This is a genomic window from Rothia sp. HSID18069 (genome assembly GCF_003989155.1).
Classification (GTDB): domain Bacteria; phylum Actinomycetota; class Actinomycetes; order Actinomycetales; family Micrococcaceae; genus Rothia; species Rothia aeria.
In genome coordinates, this window is sequence record NZ_RBMG01000003.1 from 36,544 (window position 1) to 54,819 (window position 18,276).

The 18,276-nt window shown below is 60.5% G+C and carries 8 protein-coding genes; 5 read left to right on the plus strand and 3 right to left on the minus strand.

Annotated elements, in window-relative coordinates; all coding sequences use genetic code 11:
• The first annotated feature begins 34 nt into the window (after positions 1 to 34).
• The 5 genes from D8M41_RS07900 (at position 35) to D8M41_RS07920 (ending at position 5,445) form a co-directional block, all read left to right on the plus strand.
• Entirely contained in the window at positions 35 to 1,624 is a 1,590-nt protein-coding gene (locus tag D8M41_RS07900) for an MATE family efflux transporter (protein ID WP_126926766.1), read from the plus strand.
• An 85-nt stretch (positions 1,625 to 1,709) separates the two neighbouring features.
• Entirely contained in the window at positions 1,710 to 3,236 is a 1,527-nt protein-coding gene (locus D8M41_RS07905) for an MATE family efflux transporter (protein ID WP_238693502.1), read from the plus strand.
• Between the two features lie 29 nt (positions 3,237 to 3,265).
• Complete coding sequence (gene nadE, locus D8M41_RS07910) at positions 3,266 to 4,102, plus strand: ammonia-dependent NAD(+) synthetase (RefSeq protein WP_126926768.1); 837 nt, start codon at positions 3,266 to 3,268, stop codon at positions 4,100 to 4,102.
• 67 nt (positions 4,103 to 4,169) lie between these two features.
• On the plus strand, positions 4,170 to 4,778 hold the full coding sequence (locus D8M41_RS07915) for a DUF4870 domain-containing protein (protein WP_126926769.1): 609 nt from the start codon (positions 4,170 to 4,172) through the stop codon (positions 4,776 to 4,778).
• A 181-nt stretch (positions 4,779 to 4,959) separates the two neighbouring features.
• Positions 4,960 to 5,445, plus strand: a complete 486-nt coding sequence (locus D8M41_RS07920; protein ID WP_006888032.1) for a DUF4870 domain-containing protein — start codon at positions 4,960 to 4,962, stop codon at positions 5,443 to 5,445.
• 91 nt (positions 5,446 to 5,536) lie between these two features.
• Here D8M41_RS07920 and D8M41_RS12095 read toward each other — a convergent pair whose 3' ends face one another.
• The 3 genes from D8M41_RS12095 to D8M41_RS07935 form a co-directional block, all read right to left on the minus strand.
• Positions 5,537 to 9,457 carry a S8 family serine peptidase gene (locus tag D8M41_RS12095; RefSeq protein WP_274542624.1) on the minus strand — a complete coding sequence of 1,307 codons (3,921 nt, stop codon included), beginning with the start codon at positions 9,455 to 9,457 and terminating at the stop codon, positions 5,537 to 5,539.
• A gap of 434 nt (positions 9,458 to 9,891) precedes the next feature.
• Positions 9,892 to 13,863, minus strand: a complete 3,972-nt coding sequence (locus D8M41_RS07930) for a S8 family serine peptidase (RefSeq protein WP_126926770.1) — start codon at positions 13,861 to 13,863, stop codon at positions 9,892 to 9,894.
• Positions 13,864 to 14,203: 340 nt separating this feature from the next.
• Entirely contained in the window at positions 14,204 to 18,139 is a 3,936-nt protein-coding gene (locus tag D8M41_RS07935) for a S8 family serine peptidase (protein ID WP_257604670.1), read from the minus strand.
• Positions 18,140 to 18,276: the final 137 nt, after the last annotated feature.

Below are 18,276 nucleotides of genomic sequence, written 5' to 3' on the forward strand. Positions count from 1 at the left end.
CGGGCGCACTCCACAGACCAAGAAACGCATCTTTATGACGCATAAACCTACACACGCCCTGCCCGAAAATACCGGCGCGGCAGACAAACCCAACACAGCAGCAAAACTTGGCACAGTAGCGCCGTCCGAGGCGAACCAGCCCGTCACCGGTGCAGTTCCGGCGGTGACAGGTACCGTACCCTCCACCACTGGCGCCATCCCGGCTGTGCCCACACCTGATACAGGCCCCGGGATGCCCAATATGGACGATCCCAAAAACATATACCTGCTCAAAGATGCCCCCGTTTTCAAGGCGCTTCTTTCCCTGGGTATCCCCATGGCAGCAGGGCTGGCGATCACCAGCATTTACAACGTCATTAACTCCTACTTTGTGGGGCACTACGGCACCGTCGAAGAGCTCGCCGCTACCGGATACGGCGTACCTGTTTTCGGTATTATCATAGCGATTGCGGGTGTGTTCGGTCTGGGCTCATCAACCCTGGCGTCGCGTCTGCTGGGCGAAGGCAATGAGACACGTATTCGCAATGTGACCTCATTCGCCCTGTACTCCGCGCTCGCCTGCGGTGTGGTGGTCGCCATTGCCGGGTTCCTGTTCGCAGACCCGGTTACCGGCCTGATGGGCGCCTCCGGGTCATCCTTTGAGCCGACCAAAACCTTCGTGCACCTGCTCTTTTTGGGTGCGCCGTTTTCGGTCGGCATGTTTACCCTGGAACAGCTGGTGCGTTCTGAAGGTTACGCCAAACAATCCATGTACGGCATTATCTGGGGCGTCGTCATCAACTCAATTTTCGATGTTCTGCTGATTGCGGTTCTCGGCTGGGGTATCGCCGGTGCCGGTTGGGCGATGCTCGCCGCAAACGCCGCATCCATGGTGTACTACCTGCAGTTCCTTATTCGCAAGAGCCCCAACTTCTCCTGGAAACCCAGCGATTTTGTGATCGCCGGCGACATTATTAAACCCGTGTTCGCCGTGGGTGCCGCCGAACTGATTCAGAGTGCAAACCTGACCGTTTCCGTGCTGGTGCTCAACAATATTGCGGCAGGATACGGTGACGATTCTGTGGCCGCCTTTGGGCTGGCGATGCGTCTGAACATGGTACCCGAAATGCTGTGTATGGGTATCTGCATGGGCGGTATTCCGCTCTTCGCCTATGCCTACGGTGCTCGCAATCTAGACCGCGTGCGTTCTGCGCTGAAAACCGCCGCAATGGTATCGGTGGCAACCTCCATTATCTTCACCACCCCCGTTTTGATATTCCGTCGCCAGCTTCTTGAGCTCGTGGGCGACTCCTCGCTGGTCGCCACCGGCGAGAAAGTACTGGTCGCGCTCATGCTTGCCGCCGTGTTTAATGCCGTGAGCATCGTGTTCGTCTCGTGGTTCCAGGCCGCCGGTAAAGGCTTGCCCGCCACGCTCATGACCCTGGGCATTGCCCTACTTTTCTTCCCCGCAGTCATCTTCGGCAATATGTGGTTCGGATTCGACGGCCTCACCTGGGCATTCCCCTTCACCCAGATTTCGGCGTGCGTGCTGGGCGTGATCCTCTTCTTCGCAACCGGCAGTACTAAGGTGAAGGACACGGCAGCGAACGAGACCGCTGCAGTGAAAGACCCCGCAAAAGCCTAGCCTCACCGCCGCCAACAGGCGCTGCAGCAGCGAAACACCATAAGGTTTAGGCGGTGTTCGTTACTGCCGCGCCAATAGAGGTATGATGAGCGAGGCAAACAACCACACCCCACGCACGGAAACGAGCACAAAGGAAGAGGCGCGCGTGCACGAAACAACCGACAACACCCCTGCGTCGCGTGCGGCCGAAATCCTCGAATCCGGCGACGAAAGAAACATCTACTACCTCAAATCAGCCCCGCCCATGCGCGCCCTCCTGGCCCTGGGCATCCCCATGGCCACCGGCCTGGCGATTACCTCCATCTACAATGTGGTGAACTCCTACTTTGTGGGGCACTTCGGCACCGTTGAAGACCTGGCGGCCCTCATCTTCGGCTTTCCTGTTATCGGTGTCATCACCGCCCTGGCGGGCCTTTTCGGGGTGGGCGCATCCACTCTCACGGCGCGGCTGCTGGGCGAGAACAAAGCCGACCGCATCCCCGAAGTCACCTCATTCGCACTGTACGCGTCCCTGCTGTTCGGGGTGCTGTTGGCCCTGATCGGCGTGTTCTTCATTGACCCGCTCACCCATTTTATGGGGGCCTCAGGCGCCACCTACGAACCCACCCGCTGGTTCGTGACGATCCTGTTCATTGGCGCCCCGCCCTGGATGTGCATGTTCACCCTAGAGCAGCTGGTGCGGGCCGAAGGGTACGCTAAACAGTCCATGTACGGGCTGGCCTGGGGTGTGCTCGCCAACCTGGTGCTGGATGCGCTGCTCATTGGTGTGCTCCACATGGGCGCAGCCGGTTCCGGGTGGGCGCTCATGGGCTCGAACCTGGCGTGCATTATCTACTACATGCTGTTTCTGACCGCTAAAAGCAAGAACTTCTCGGTATCTCCCCGCGATTTCAAGCTTTCCGCCGACGTGCTCAAACCCGTGCTGGCGGTGGGCTCCTCACAGCTGGTCTCTAGCCTGTTCCTGGTGGCCTCGGCTCTGGTGCTGAATAACCTGGCGGTCAAGTACGGGGATGCGGCAGTCGCCTCATTCGGTGTCTCAATCCGGCTGATTATGGTGCCAGAGACCCTGTGCATGGGTATCTGCATGGGCGGTATCCCGCTGTTCGCCTACGCCTACGGGGCACGGAACCGGGAGCGTCTGAGGGCCTCACTGAGAACGGCGGTGGCGCTGTCGGTGGGCACCTCGGCGGTGTTCTCCATCCCAGTGTGGTTTTTCCGGGACTGGGCGCTGTACCTGACGGGCGGACCCACCCTGGTTGAGGTGGGCGATAAGGTGCTCACGGCCCTGCTGTGCTCGACCGTGTTCCACGCACTGGTGGTGCTGTGGATCTCCTGGTTCCAGGCGTGCGGCAAAGGAACAGCTGCGGTGGTGATGACCGCGAGCGTGGGTGTTTTCTTCTTCATCACGGTGCTGGCGGGGGAGGCACTGTTCGGGTTTGACGGGCTCACCTGGGCGTTCCCGGTAACCCAGATGGCCTCATGCGCGCTCGGCGTGGTGCTGTTCGCGGTAACGGGCCGCACCCGCGTGCCCGCAACAGCCCCCGATGCGGGCGCTTCCGCATCGGCAGAACCGGGAGGGCAGGCCGCTGGGAGTGTTGGCGCCGGAATATAACAGCTCACGCCTGCGCGTACACTAGAAATATGCGTGAACTTCAGGAAAAAATAGTGGCTGAAATGGGTGTACGCCCCAACATGACCGAGGCGCAGGCCCGCGATGAGATAACCCGGCGCGTACAATTCCTCTGCGACTACGCGAAAACTACTGGCACCCGCGGATTCGTGCTCGGCATTAGCGGCGGCATCGATTCCACACTGGCAGGCAGGCTCTGCCAACTCGCCAGCGAAAAACTCAACGCCGAAGGATACCAAGCGCAGTTCATGGCGGTACGCCTGCCCTATAAAACGCAGGTAGACGAAGAAGACGCACAAAAAGCCCTCGAATTCATCGCCCCCGACCGCACCGTCACCTTCAATATTGCGGATGCGGTCGATGGCTTCGACACCGCCTACACGGCTGCCGTGGGCACGCCCATCAGTGACTTCAATAAGGGAAATATTAAGGCGCGTGCCCGCATGATCGCCCAGTATGCGCTCGCTGGCGACCCGTCCCTGCTGGTCGTCGGCACCGACCACGCGGCGGAATCCGTGACCGGTTTCTTCACGAAGTTCGGCGACGGTGGGGCGGATATACTGCCTCTGTCCGGGCTGAATAAGCGGCAGAATCAGCTGCTTCTGAGGGTTCTGGGCGCATCCGAGCGGCTGTGGGCTAAGCCGCCGACAGCCGACCTGCTTGACGGTGTCCCCGGGCGCACCGATGAGGACGAGCTCGGCATCACCTACCCGCAGATCGACGACTACCTGGAGGGTAAAGAAATTGACCCCGCTGTTGCCGAGAAGCTAGAGACTATCTACCTGCGCAGTCGGCATAAACGCACGGTTCCGGTGGGCATCGCCGATACGTGGTGGCATGTGAACTGACTCTGTCCGTGCGCCACCTTTTAGCTTTATCCTTGAGATAGGGACGCAATCTCAGAGGAAGGACACAATGACTGAACCTGCTTCAAACCCCAACGACCCCCGCATTAACCTCGACAAAACAGAACAGCCGGATCACCCAAGCGGGCCTCAGCCGGACCCCCACCCGCAGAGCTACCAGGGTCCCGCCGTTGGGCAGCCGCCCGCACCGGCGCCCTATGCAGCACCCTACCCGGGCCAGTATCCTTACGCTGCTGAGTACCGGGCGGCTGATGCCCACACCATAGCGATGCTCGCCCACCTTTCGCTGCTGCTGTGGGGTTTCACACCGCTCATCCTATGGGCTGTGTACAAAGATAAGCCTGGGTACGGGTTTACTAAGCGAGCCTGCGCCCGCGCGTTTAACTTTACGATGACCGTAATGATTGCTGAGCTCTCGGTGATTGCTTTTAGCCTGCTGAGTTTTCTGGTCTTGATGGGTATAACCGCCGGTAGCCAAGATGCGGCGGCGGTGGCCGCAGTAGTATTCATGATCGGTCTTATAGTGGTGTTGGGGATCATGACTGTCACGCTAATTCTGGCTATTATCTTCCCCATTATGGGGGCGATACGCGCCAACCGCGGGGAAGAGTACCGGTATCCCCTCCCGCACATAAAAATACTGAATGAAGACGGATAGGTGAACTGTCTCTCATAATACTCAAAAAACGCCCCCACCAACCCATCTGTTAGTGATGGGTGACACATATACGGTGTTGGGTGGCGTATCTACAAGACTATTCATCAAAATCTTGGTAGTCTTGCGGATATGGTACGTACCGCACCGTACCATTCACCGACCAACCGACCGAAAGTACATTATGAGTCAACAGAACTTTGACCCCAACCAGCCGAACTACAACTACAACCCAAATATGCAGCAGGGTATGGGGCAGCAGCCCTACGAGCAGGAAGCCCCGGATGCACGTTCCATGGCAACGTTTGCACACATTTCCCCGGTCCTGTCTCTTTTTGCGCCTCTGATCTTCTGGTTCATTTACAAAGATAAAACCGGGTATGGTCGCACCAAGGCTGCTGCCGCCCGCGCGTTTAACCTGGCGCTCACCTGGACCATTGTGGCGATTGTGTACATTATTGTGTGCGCCGTTATCTTCGGGGCAGGCGCGGCAGCATCAACATCTCGAAATGTTTCTCCCCTGGTGGGAATAGCATCCCTGATGTACTTGCTGATTATCCCTGCCGGTCTTGTAGTTCTTATTTTCCACATTGTGGCAGCAGTAAAAACTAATAAGGGAGAGGACTACAAGTACCCGGTTCCCACCCTTAAGGTTCTGAAGGATAAGTAAAATTACCGTCCACTCAGGTAATAATGAAGCTGTGGCCTGGATTTGTACTATACAGATCCGGGCCACAACTTTATGTGCACACTGGCGAGCATTATCCCCGGTGAAGCACCTGCCGGGCGTACCGGTGAATCATCGTTGCTGCAGCCTCACGCCGCACCGTGGCGGCAGGTTTGAGCAGGGAAGTCTCCTCCGTAAATATCTTCTTCTCATACGCCCAGGTGATCTCCCGGTAGAAACGCGCACCGGTGGGCACATCCTCAAAGGGGCTTTTCTCCGGGGGCATGTAGGCGGGGGAGCCTGCGGCACGGTAGAAGAACGCGGCCATGGCCTCACGGGTGGCGGCCTCATGCGGGCGGAACGTGCCATCCGCCCAGCCGGTAGTAATACCCGCCTGGTGCATCCACGCGATCTCCTTATAGAACGGGTGGTTTGTGGGAACATCCGTAAACGGCGACTGCTGCGGGGGCGTGTAGGCGGGGGAACCGGCCAGCCGGTAGAAGAACGCCGCGGCCGCCCCGCGCTCGGTATCTTCACCCGGGTGGAAAGTGCCGCCCGGGTACCCGCGTGTAATTCTGCGTTCGGCCAGCCAGTCAATGTCGGGGGTGGCAGTGTTCGCATCGTTCACGTCCGTAAACCGGGCCCGCACCGTGTTGTGGGTGTTCTCCCCAGAGACATTCAGCACCTGCGCCCGATCACCTGTGGCACCTAGGGCGCCGTTCAGGTTACCGGTGGAATTATGCAGATGCAGCAGAAGCAGCTTACCTTCTGCCCCTTCGGTGCGGTGCACCGTCAAAGACGCGTTGGGTGCATCAACAAACAGCCCCGGCACGCCTGAGGCGGTACCGGTGAACCAGAAGGTGGGTGTGAACGGGTTGAACTTTACCGCTTCAGTCGCATCAACAATGGGTGTGGTGGCATACGAGGAGGTGGTGGCCACCGTGTAAGAGAGAGCTCCCGGGTTTTGGGTGCTCAGCCCCAGCTGCCGCAGCGGCACCCCCATAATGAGGGTGTTGCTGTCCATGGTGTTCGTGTCGGTGCTGCCCCAGGTGTTATTGAGCGGGTAGAGCGCCCCGTCCACCGGAACCCACCGGCCGTTATCGGCACGGGAAAGCTGCACCAGCGGGTAGTCCACCCCGGCGGCGCGCATCGTGTGCAGGCGGTAGTCGTTGGTGCCGTCCCCGTCGGTGTCAATAAACACGTAGTAGGTGCTGCGCGGGGTCACCTCGGACCAGTTGCCCCAGGTTGAAATACCAAAATAAAGCGAACCATCGTTCGGGTTTTTGCCTGCGGCAGCCAGTGCGGCAGCATCCGATGCGGCACCCGCGTACTGAATATCCGCCCGCTGGTCGCTGCTGACCGACAGGTCCTCGGTGGGAATATGCCCGCTCGTGACCCCCAGCTCAAAAGCCCCCAGCAGCGACCGGTACCCGCCCTGATCCACACCCGTACCGGAAAGCGGCAGCTGCGCCTGCTGCTGGCCTCGCTCAAACTGCACCTCCGCAGCGGCCACCCGCATCTTTGACACCAGCTTCGGGGCGGCGTGCACCGGCACCCGCAACGTAGTGTCGCCCTCGGTGAGCACCACCTGCCCGGATGCGCTCGCAACATACTGGCGCGCCCCAAAAGCAACCACCTGCCCGTCTTCACCGGTGGAACGCTGGGTGGTGTTCGCCGTCGCCTCAGCGGTTTTCGCCAGGGCGGCGGGGTCCACGGTGAGGGTGACGGTGAACGTTGTCCTCCCGCCCGGGGGCACCGTCACGCTCTCAGGCAGGGAGTAAGCAACTCCCGGGATTTCGGTGCTGGCAGTGTACGAGAGCAGGTAGGTGTGCGCGATAGTGTCAGTATTTTCCACCACCATTTCACGGCGGAGAACAGACACCGGCGCATCTGGGGCGTATTCGAGTACCCCGAACGTGTCTGAAACCTGCTCCGGGCGGGCGGCGTTATAGACGAGCACACGGTTATTCACAGCCTTGGCGGAGTCGATGCGGCCAGAACCCACCCGATCCGGCGGGTAGGGGCGGTTTTGGGCATCATGCACAGGGTGCGCGGAAGTGTTCATCAGGGTGGCTTTAAGCTGCTGCGGGCTGTAGCTGCGGTGCTCTTCCACAAGCTGCGCGGCCACCCCGCAGACGTAGGCGGCAGACATGGAGGAGCCCGTGAGCGTACTGGCCCCTGCGCCTGAGCCCGCCCGGGCTGAAGCGATACCGGTGCCCGGGGCAGACACATCGGGTTTAATACTGCCCCACGAGCCGTGAGCGCCCCGCGCCGATGCCGGGTTAGGCTGATCCGCCGCCCCGGTTTCGATGCGCGCACCGGTGCGGAGAGCATCGTCTAGTCGCAGGGTGAGGGTGCCTGAGGCCAGCGCCGGGCGGATCTTCTCGGCCTGCTCTGAGGGCAGCAGCACCCCGGGCAGGGCCGCAGTGCCGGCGATATCGGTCAGCGGCTGCCCGGTGCCAAGAACCACCCCAGCGCCGCCAGCCCGCTCTACATTGGCGAACCGTACCGCCGAACCGCACGGCACGGCACCGCTTGTATTGTCCCAGTCAAGGTACACCCATTTCCCTCTGAGCCTGGCGGCCTCTTCAGCGGTGAACGGGGCACACCCGTACAGGTTCGAGGCGGGGGCTTTCACCACTTGGCCGGTGAGCTCACCCTCCCTGTGCCGTGCATAATCATACTTTGTGGTGTACCGGCCGTATATTTCGCTTGTGCCAGCGGGGGAGAGCACTTTCACCCGGTCGGCAGACTGCGTGGCGCCCATAGAATTCGCCACAGTGAGCGCGTACGCGCTGGTTGCCGGGCCACCGGAGATAGAGTAGGTGTCGCCAGCACCGTTCTGGGATGCGGCATTCCCCGCGGCGGTCACCGTAAGAACACCCTGCCGGTACAACTCACCTATTGCATAGTTAGTCGATTCATCGAATACACCGTAGTCGGTTCCGACCGAAAGGTTCACAATATCCGCCCGGTCACTGAAATCCCCATCGTCGTTCGGGTCAAGCACCCGATCGAGAGCCTTCAGCGTGAGCGCCGACGTTCCCGCACACCCAAAAATACGGAAGGCCACCAGGCGCGCCTCCGGGGCGGCCCCGGGGGCGATGCGCATCCTGTGCAGCTCATCGGCGCTGAGCGCGGAGTAATCCCCGTGAAAGGCAGTATTATCCGCCGCCACACCGTACCCGGCGATAGTGCCCGCCACGTGGGTGCCGTGCCCGCTGCAGTCAAGAGGATTCGCATCCGGGATGGGCAGGGCATGCTCCTTAGTGCTGGCATTATAGCCATCCCCGGCCATATCGTACCCGCCCACAAGCTTCTGCGGATCGTACAGCCCATCCGGCAGGGTGGCCGAGTCCTTCGCCCGCCGGTAGGCCTCATCGGTGCCGGGCCCGCCCAAATCGGCGTGGGTGTAGTCGATGCCGGTATCAATGACGGCCACCGTAACGTTACGGCCCGTGTACCCGTACCCGCCGGTATTGTTCTTCTGCGCCCAGGTGGTGAGCGTATCCGTGTGCACGGCGGTACCCGCGTTCTGCGGCCGCACGTTCGTAATAACGCTAATGCGCGCCACATCCTGCCGGGCCGCGAGCTTACGGATCTGTTCAATATCGCCGTAGAGCCCGACCCCGCGCACCGTGTTCACGGTGGTGTACAGTATTTTTGAGCTGGTGGCCTCAGCAGCCGTGCGTGCCCGCTCGTTTACCCAGGCGTGGATGGAACGCACCTCATCCCGTTTAGCCGCGTTCTGCTCCCGGGTGGCGCGGCCGGTCGCGGGGCGGGTGAGCTCATAGGCGCCGGTGCCTTTGAACTGCACAAAAACCGCTGTTTCACCCGATGCGCTGGCGGCTGAGGGGCTAATAATATTCTGATCTCTGCTGGTTTCCGCGCCCTGCTGGACACTGCTATCCGGTGTATCTGCGGCGAAAACCGGGAAGGCGGCGGTGGTTACTAACGATAAACTCAACGCTGTGGCAAGAGTGCATCTTGCCTGCCCCATGAACTTTCTCGCCATAGACAGCTCCTTGATATGTGGTTGGTGCGCAGAGTGAACGAGATAAGAGTACCGAAAACTTTCGATACGTATCAGGCGGCTGTGCAGGGGCACTCACGGTTTAACCACAAAAAACAACAGTAGACTAATAATTATTAGTGCATCTCCTTGTTTTTACTGGCACTAAGACTAGAAAATATTCGGAATACTTGTGCAATATCACGGTATATGAGGCTTATTTTGAGGTGCGCCTCGCCTGCAGTTTTCTATAACTATGCGGCTCATCCTTAGCGCCCCACCCGCAGCCGCACCCACACCGCACAGAAAACCCGGCCGCCAGTACCCCCTCAGGGGCCACTGACGGCCGGGAAACCAGCCAAAGCGCCAGGCGTCCAGCCAATAGTAGGGCGCCCAATAGCGTAAGACTACGGCACAGACACCCGGCAGCTGGGGCGCTACCGCCTACTCAGCACCTTCTCGTGATACCGGTACAGGAACGCGGCCATCGCATCGCGGTGAATCGGCTCACCGGGGCGGTAGGTGCCGTCGTCCCAGCCCTTCGTGATGCCCTGCTCGGCCAGCCATGCGATCTCCTTATAGAACTGGCTGTCGGCAGGAACATCCGCAAAAGGTGCCCGGGCGGGTGCCGCAAACTGCGGGGAACCCGCATTCCGGTAGAAGAACGCCGCCATCGCGTCACGGTTCACCGAGGCGGAGGGGCGGAACGTGCCGTCACCGTAGCCGGTGGTGATGCCGCGGGCAGCCATCCACTCAATCTCCTTATAGAACGGGTGGTTCGTGGGCACATCACTAAACGTCGGCTTCGTCGGAGGCGTAAACTGCGGCGAACCATTCAAACGATAGAAGAACGCCGCCATTGCCCCACGCTCCACATTCTCACCCGGGCGGAACGTCCCATCCGGGTAGCCGAGCGTAATCTGCCGCTGCGCCAACCAGTTAATCTCCGTATAGAACTGGTTATCGGCCGGAACATCCTTAAACCGGGCGTCACGGCTATTAGCAGATGCGGCACTCACCTCAACCACCTGGGCACGCTCACCATGCCCGGCACCAATGCCACTCAGATCACCGGTGCCGTTATGCATATGCAGGAACAGGGCCTTAGCCTCAAAAGCCCCCGCCTGCCGGTGTGCCGTCAGCTCAGTACCAGCACGGTCAGCGAAGAACCCCGGCACACCCGCCGACTCGCCCTCAAACCACACCTTCGGCGCGAACGGGTTGAATGTGGCCTTCTCCGTGCGGTCCACATAATCAGAGCCCTCATTCGACCAGGTGTTCGTTAACACGGTGTAGCTAATGTCCTTCGCGTTCGCTGAGGTCAGGCCCAGATCCTTCAACGGGACGCCCAGCACCATCACATTGGAATCCATCATGTTCGTATCGGTATCACCCCAGGCACTATTGAGCGGGTACTGGTTAATGAAATCCCACTTGGCCCCGGTTGCCTTCCACACCTTCACCAGCGGGAAATCAAGGCCCTTCTCGCGCGCAACCTCAAGCACATAGTCCTGCTGGCCGTCCCCGTTCGTATCAACCGAAACCTCCACGCTGCGCCCAGAATGCAGCACATCCCAGTTCGACCATGTTGAAATCCCAAAATACAGGTTCCCCTCATCCGGGTTCTTCCCGGCAGCAGCCAGCGCCGGGGCATCCGAGGCGGCACCCACATACTGCACATCAACCACCTGATCCGACGCCACCGTGAGGTTCTGCGTCGGAATACGGCCGCTGGCGGCACCCAGCTCAAACACGCCCAGCATCGACCGGTACCCGCCCTGATCCAAGGTGGTGCCCGTAAGCTTCACCTTCTGCTCAGCACCGGTGCCGAACTCAATCTTTGAGGTGTCCGCGCGCATCGCCGAAACCGGTTTAGGGGCCACATGCACCGGCACGCGCATCGCCTCGGCGCCGTCCTCCTTAAACACTACCCGGCCGGATGCGCTCGCAACATACTGGCGGTCCCCCTCGGCGGTGGTTTCGACCTTATCGCCCACGACGTTGCGTGAGCTCTGGCGCTTTTCCAGCGCGGGGTCCCTGGTTTTCTCCAGTTTCGCCGGGTCGATGGTGACGGTCACCGTCACGTTCTTCTTCTCGCCCGCCCCCACGCTCACCGTGGACGGCAGGGAGAAACTCACCCCCGGGATGTCGGTGCTTGCCACATACTCCGGGGTGTAGGTGTGTGCCCGCGAGTCCGTATTGTCGAGGGTGATGTCGCGGGTTACGGTCTGCACCCCCGAGTCCGGGGTGTACTCCAGCACGCCGAACGCTGTTGATACGCGCTCGGGCTGTTTCGTATCGTACGCCAGCACCTTAGCCTCAACAGCGGCCTTGGCGTTAATCATGCCGGACCCTACCCGGTCCACAGCGTACGTGTGCCCCTGGGAGTCTTTCAGGTCGGTGTTCGCCCCGTTCATGAGGGCGGCCTTGAGCATGGTGGGGGAGTAGTCCTGATGCGCCTGCAGCACCAGCGCCGCCACCCCGGATGCGTGCGGGGCCGCCATGGAGGTGCCCGTGAACGCAACCCCCTTGGTGCCGCCGCCCACGGCAGCTGAGACGATCTCAGCGCCGGGGGCCGCCACATCCGGTTTAATGTACCCGTCCGAGCCGTGCTGCCCGCGCGCCGAAGAGGACACCAGGCTCAGTGCCTTACTGTGTGAGGTGCGGCCCTGAGTCTTGTAGTCGTTGTTCAGCTCAACCCGCAGGGTGCCGTCGTTGATTGCCGTGGCCAGCTTGTCGGTGGCGCTTTGAGAGAGCATAAAACCGGGGATCGTGGCGTTACCCGCGATACCGACCTCGTGCCGTTCCTGCATCGATCCCAGGACGACGCCTTGACCGCCGGCGGCCTCCACATGGTTGAACCGCACCGCTGAGCCGCACGGGAATTTTCCGGTGGCCGGGTCTTCCCAGTCGATGTACACCCACTTGCCCTTAAGCTGCGCCGCGTCCTGCTCGGAGAACGCTTCGCAGCCGTACCGGTTGGATGCTGGGGCTTTAACCACCTCACCGGTGAGCTTGTCGGCGCTTGCAGCGGCGTAGTTGAAACTGGAGGTGTACACGCCGTTCACGAATCCGGCCTGCTGTTCGGGGGCGAGCACTTTCATCTGATCCGTCGGCTGAGTGGTGCCGTAGGCGTTCGCTACTGACAGTCCTGCGGCGGCGTTGGCGGGGCTGCCCGAGTTGGAGTAGGTGTCGCCCACCCCGTTGTAGTTATTGGCGTTACCGGCTGCGGCGACCGTGAATACGCCCTGCCGCGCCATCGTGTTCACAATATACGATTCGGGGTCGTCCACGGGCGCGAATTCGCCGCCTAGCGACAGGTTCACAACGTTCGCCTTATCCGAGAAGTCGCCGTCGCCGTTGGGGTCCATGACCGTGTCGAGGGCTTTAATGACCATGTGGGTGGTGCCGTAGCAGCCAAAAACGCGAACCGGCAGGATTTTAGCCTCCGGGGCGGTGCCGGGCCCGATTTTCATCTGGTTCAGCTGTTCTGCGGTGAGTTTGGAGTAGTCGCCGCGGAAGGTGGTGCCGTCCTGGTTTACGCCGTACCCGGCGGCGGTGCCCGCAACGTGCGTGCCGTGGCCGCCGGACCCGAACCCATCAGGGCGGCAGTCCAGCGGGTTGTTGTCGGGGTGCGGGGTGTTCTGCTCGGTGTTCGTGGAGGAGGCGTTGTAGCTGTCTCCTACCAAGTCCACGCCCGCAGCGATCTTGGTGCGGTCAATCAGCCCTGAATCTGCGGAGGGCAGCTCGGGCATGTCTTTCGCTTTCTGGTATGCTTCGGCCGTGCCGGGGCCGCCGAAGTCGGAGTGCGTGTAGTCCACACCCGAATCGACCACGGCAATGGTCACGTCTTTGCCCGTGTACCCGGTGTTTTCGCGGGTCCAGGTGTTAACGGTTTTGGTGTCTACCACGCTGGAGGCGTTCTGCCGTTCCTTGGCAATAATGGGGGTGATGCGCTCCACATCGCCGCGGTGCGCAAGTTCACGGATCTGTGCAGCATTCCCCTGAAGTACCACGCCGCGGGCGGTGTTGTGCACGGTGTACAGTGCCTGGGAGCTGGACTGGCGGGCTGCCGCCTGTGCCTGTGATTGCACCTGGGTTTTGATGGCTTGGACTTCGGCCTGCTTATTAATGGGTGCTTGTTTGTTTGCTAGTACTGCGGGGGATTGGGTTTGTTCGTATGCGCCTTTGCCTTTGAATTGTACGAAGACGACGATATTGCCTTCCGCTTTTTTCATGCCGGGGCTGAGTACGTCCTTGGCGGTATCCCCCGAGGTGACGATACCGGTTTCGTCAGCATGGGGCTGTACGGCTGAGGCCGGTGCTGCGGCGCTGAGGGTGAGGGCTAAGCCCATTGTTGCGGCCAGGCAGCTTTTGGCGAAAAGCCGTGGGGTGGATAGTGGTCTCATGATGATTTCCTGACTATAGGTAACGTGATATGTGTGATATATAGCACATCAGTGTGATTTACTTTAGCATGAGATTTAATAATTCCTGGGTGCTCTATTTATCTGTTTTTTAAAGCATTGCCGGGGCAATAAAAATCCCAATATTTTTGATGTGTACCGTAAATATGCGGTGTGTAATACTCATCCTCCTCACAAATATGGCGTTTTAGGTCTGACTAAACCCTGCCGCCCTATGGTGCGTAGCTTTTGGGCGGTACCGCATATGGCGCGGGGCGCCAGCTTCACCCGCACAGGAGAAGCCAGCGCCCCAAACGCAGTAGCGGCTAAGATCCGCTCGTACCTACTTCAGCACTTTATCGCTGTAGCGGTACAGGAACGCGGCCATCGCATCGCGGTGAATCGGCTCACTGGGGCGGTAGGTGCCGTCGTCCCAGCCCTTCGTGATGCCCTGCTCGGCCAGCCACGCGATTTCCTTGTAGAACTGGCTGTTGGCGGGTACGTCCTTGAAGGGGGAGGCTGCCGGTGCTGCGAACTGCGGCGAGTTGGCGTACCGGTAGAAGAACGCGGCCATGGCGTCGCGGTTCACCGAGGCGGAGGGGCGGAACGTGCCGTCACCGTAGCCGGTGGTGATGCCGCGGGCGGCCATCCACTCAATCTCTTTGTAGAACGGATGAGACTTCGGAACGTCACTGAACGTGGGGTTATCCGGCGCGGTGAACTGCGGCGTGCCTGCTAGGCGGTAGAAGTACGCGGCCATTGCCCCGCGCTCCACGTTCTCGCCCGGGCGGAACGTCCCATCCGGGTAGCCGGTGGTGATGCGCCGCTGCGCCAACCAGTTGATTTCTGCGTAGAACTGGTTCTCGGCCGGAACATCCGTGAACCGTGACGGCGCCGGGTCGAGCTGCTGCTGCTCGGTGACCTCCAGCACCTGCGCGCGGTTGCCTGCGGCACCGTTAAGCCCGCTCAGATCACCGGTGGTGTTGTGCATGTGCAGGAACAGGGCCTTCACATCAGCTGCACCTTCGGCGCGGTGCGCCACCAGCTCGGAGGAAGGCGCATCAGCGAAGAAACCCGGAACCGTTGCGGCGGTCCCAGAGAACCACAGCTTCGGGTCGAACGGACGGTAGTTAATCCAGCCGGTCTCGCTCACGTTAGTCCAGGCGTACTGGGTGGTGGCCGAGACACTGTACTTAATGTCTTTCGTCTTCTCGGCGCTGAGCCCCAGGTCTTTCAGCGGTACCGCCATCACGAGGGCGTTGGAGTCCATCATGTTCGTGTCGGTGTCGCCCCAGGCGTTATTGAGCGGGTAGTAGGCGATCTGCTCCAGGTTGCCGTTCTTGTACCCGTACAGGCGCACAATCGGGAAGTCGATGCCCTTCGCGCGGTCGGTGACCAGCATATAGTCGGCACGGTTGTTCCCGTCGGTGTCAATATTCACGGTGAACGTGTTCTCTGTTGAGACCACATCCCAGTTAGCCCACGTCGAGATACCGAACGCAAGCAGCCCGTCATTGGGGTTACCGCCGGATGCTTTCAGCGCGGGTGCGGTCGATGCGGCACCCACATGCTGCATATTCGCTTTCGTGTTGCTGCTCACGTCCAGCTTCACCGGGGAGGTGCGCTCAATTGATGTGCCGTGCTCGAACGCCCCCAGCAGCGACTTGTAGCCGCGCTGGTTCAGCTCAGTACCGGTGAGTTTCAGGTTTGCTTGGTGCTCCCCGGCGGGGATCTCAACAGAGCTCCCCTCTACCTTCATCGCTGATGCGGGCTTAGGTGCCGCGTGGATGGGCGCACGCAGGGTGGCTGCGCCCTCAGTGAGCAGAATACGCCCCGACTCTGAGGCGATGAACTGGCGGTACTGTTCGGGTACCAGCTCTGTGCCGTCACCGTACGGGTCCACGGAGTTATGGGTTTTCTCCATGGCCGGGTCCATGGTCTTCTCCATGGCAGCCGGGTCAATGGTGATAGTGACAGTGAAGTTCTTCTTCTCTCCGGGGTTTACCGTAATATTCGACGGCAGGGAGAACTCCACCCCCGGCATGTCGGTGCTGCCCGCGTACGAAATGTTGTACGTGTGGGTGTGCGAGTCGAAGTTTTCCACCGTCATCTCGCGGGTTAGGGTCTGCTTGCCCTCGTTCACCGCGTATTCGAGTACCCCGAAGGTCTGGGACACCTGCGCGGGCCGGTCGGCGTTATACAGCAGCACTTTCGTCTCTGCCGCAGCCTTAGCATCAATACGCCCTGACCCCACGCGGTCCACCGCGTACACGTTCCCGTCGGCGGTGCGCACATCATGGTTGGCGCTGTTCATAATCGCGGCCTTGAGCTGGGTGGGGCCGTAGGACTGGTTAGCCTGCAGCACCTGGGCGGCCACACCGGCGGCAAACGGGGCCGACATGGAGGTGCCCGTATACGAGATGCCGTCCGTTCCGGTGCCTACCCGCGCCGAAGAGATATTGTTGCCCGGCGCCGCCACGTCGGGTTTCGTGTACCCGTAAGTGCCGTGGTAGCCGCGGGCGCTGGAGGCGGTCAGCTGGTCTTTCTTATTGCTGGGCACACGCAGGGATTCTTTCAAATCCGCGCCCAAGCGTACCTTCAGCTCACCGGTGGCGGCGGCTTCACGCACTTTAGCGGAGGCGCTTTTTGCCACACGGAACCCGGGGATGCTCTCATTACCGCCGATCGGCAGGGCAGGTTTCTCTTCCTCTGAGGAGAGGACTACGCCTTTACCGCCAGCCTTTTCGACGTTATCGAACCGCACCTTAGAACCGCAGGGGAGTGAACCGTCTGCGTTGGCCCATTCGAGGAACACCCACTTGTCTTTAATCTTCGCGGCGTCTTCGGCGCTGAACGCCTCACACCCGAATTTATTCGACTCGGAAGGGGTCACAACCGTCCCGGTCAGCGCCTCAGGTTTTGCCCCCGTGTAGGTGTACGAGACGGTGTAGTCGCCGGGGACTTTACCGGCCACGTTTGCCGGTGCCTGAATCTCCATGGAGTCCACCGCGTAGGAGGAGCCGATGGAGTTCGCCACTGTCAGCGCAGAAATCGCGTTTGCGGGCTGGCCCGAATCGGAGTATGTGTCGCCGCGGCCGTAGTAGTCGGTTGCGTTACCGGCTGAAACAACTGCGAGCACGCCCTGACGGTTGAGGGATTCAACGGCGTATGCGTCGGCATCATCCGGTGGGGAGAACTCGCCGCCGATGGAGAGGTTCACAATATTCGCCCGGTCCGAGAAATCCCCGTCACCGTTCGGGTCGAGGGTACGGTCAAGGGCCTGAACAACCACACCGGTGGTGCCGGTGCACCCGAACACGCGGAAACTATACAGCTGCGCTTCCGGTGCCGCGCCCGGCCCGATTTTCATCTGGTTCAGCTGCTCTGCGGTGAGTTTGGAGTAGTCGCCGCGGAAGGTGGTGCCGTCCTGGTTTACGCCGTACCCGGCGGCGGTGCCGGCAACGTGCGTGCCGTGGCCGCCAGCGGAGCAGTCGATGGGGTTGTTATCCGGGGCGGTCTGGTTTGTACCGTCGTACGAGTCACCCACCAGGTCATAGCCGCCTATGTACTTCTTGGCATCGTACAGCCCCGAGTCTGCGGCAGGCATCTCGGTGAGCTTAGTTGCTTTGTTGAACGCTTCGACCGTGCCGGGCCCGCCGAAATCGGCGTGCGTGTAGTCAATACCGGAGTCTACGACCGCGATTTTCACGTCTTTACCGGTGTACCCGCTGTTTTCACGTGCCCAGTTTTCCGCCGCACCGGTATCAACCACGGAACCGGCGTTCTGCTTCTTTTTCGGCACGATCGGGGTGATGCGCTCCACCTCGGGGTTATTGGCGAGGGTGCGGATCTGCGCCGCATCACCCTGTAAAGCCACCCCGCGCATTATATTGTGCGTGGTGTACAGCGTTTTCGCGCCGGTGCTCTGGGCTGCCGCCTGTGCCTGTGATTGCACCTGGGTTTTGATGGCTTGGACTTCGGCCTGTTTATTGGTGGGTGCTTGTTTGTTGGCTAGTACTGCGGGGGATTGGGTTTGTTCGTATGCGCCTTTGCCTTTGAATTGTACGAAGACGGGGATATTGCCTTCGGCCTTCTTCATGGAATCCGAGAGTACGGCGTGCTCACGGGAATTCCGGGCGATGTCCTGGGCGACTGGCGTGTCGGGATCACCAGCGGGTGCCGCCGTCGCGGGCAGTCCCGCTGTGATGGCCATAGTTACACCCAGGGTTGCCGATAGGCAGGCTCTTGAGAGGCCCCGTATCGGAGTGTTTTTTGGCATGATGCTCCTCGAATGTATGAGTGATAATGCGGTGCGACGGCATCGCCGCACCTCGAAGAAGCTGAGAGATGAAAACCACAATACACCAGTGTGGGAGAAAAAGTTGCACGGAATACATTGAGGTTTATTTCATTCAA

Excerpts from the sequence above, each read along its gene's own strand:
- D8M41_RS07900 (WP_126926766.1), top strand. The coding sequence starts at position 35 with ATGACGCATAAACCTACACACGCCCTGCCCGAAAATACCGGCGCGGCA.
- D8M41_RS07905 (WP_238693502.1), top strand. The coding sequence starts at position 1,710 with ATGAGCGAGGCAAACAACCACACCCCACGCACGGAAACGAGCACAAAG.
- nadE (WP_126926768.1), top strand. The coding sequence starts at position 3,266 with ATGCGTGAACTTCAGGAAAAAATAGTGGCTGAAATGGGTGTACGCCCC.
- D8M41_RS07915 (WP_126926769.1), top strand. The coding sequence starts at position 4,170 with ATGACTGAACCTGCTTCAAACCCCAACGACCCCCGCATTAACCTCGAC.
- D8M41_RS07920 (WP_006888032.1), top strand. The coding sequence starts at position 4,960 with ATGAGTCAACAGAACTTTGACCCCAACCAGCCGAACTACAACTACAAC.
- D8M41_RS12095 (WP_274542624.1), bottom strand. The coding sequence starts at position 9,457 with ATGGCGAGAAAGTTCATGGGGCAGGCAAGATGCACTCTTGCCACAGCG.
- D8M41_RS07930 (WP_126926770.1), bottom strand. The coding sequence starts at position 13,863 with ATGAGACCACTATCCACCCCACGGCTTTTCGCCAAAAGCTGCCTGGCC.
- D8M41_RS07935 (WP_257604670.1), bottom strand. The coding sequence starts at position 18,139 with ATGCCAAAAAACACTCCGATACGGGGCCTCTCAAGAGCCTGCCTATCG.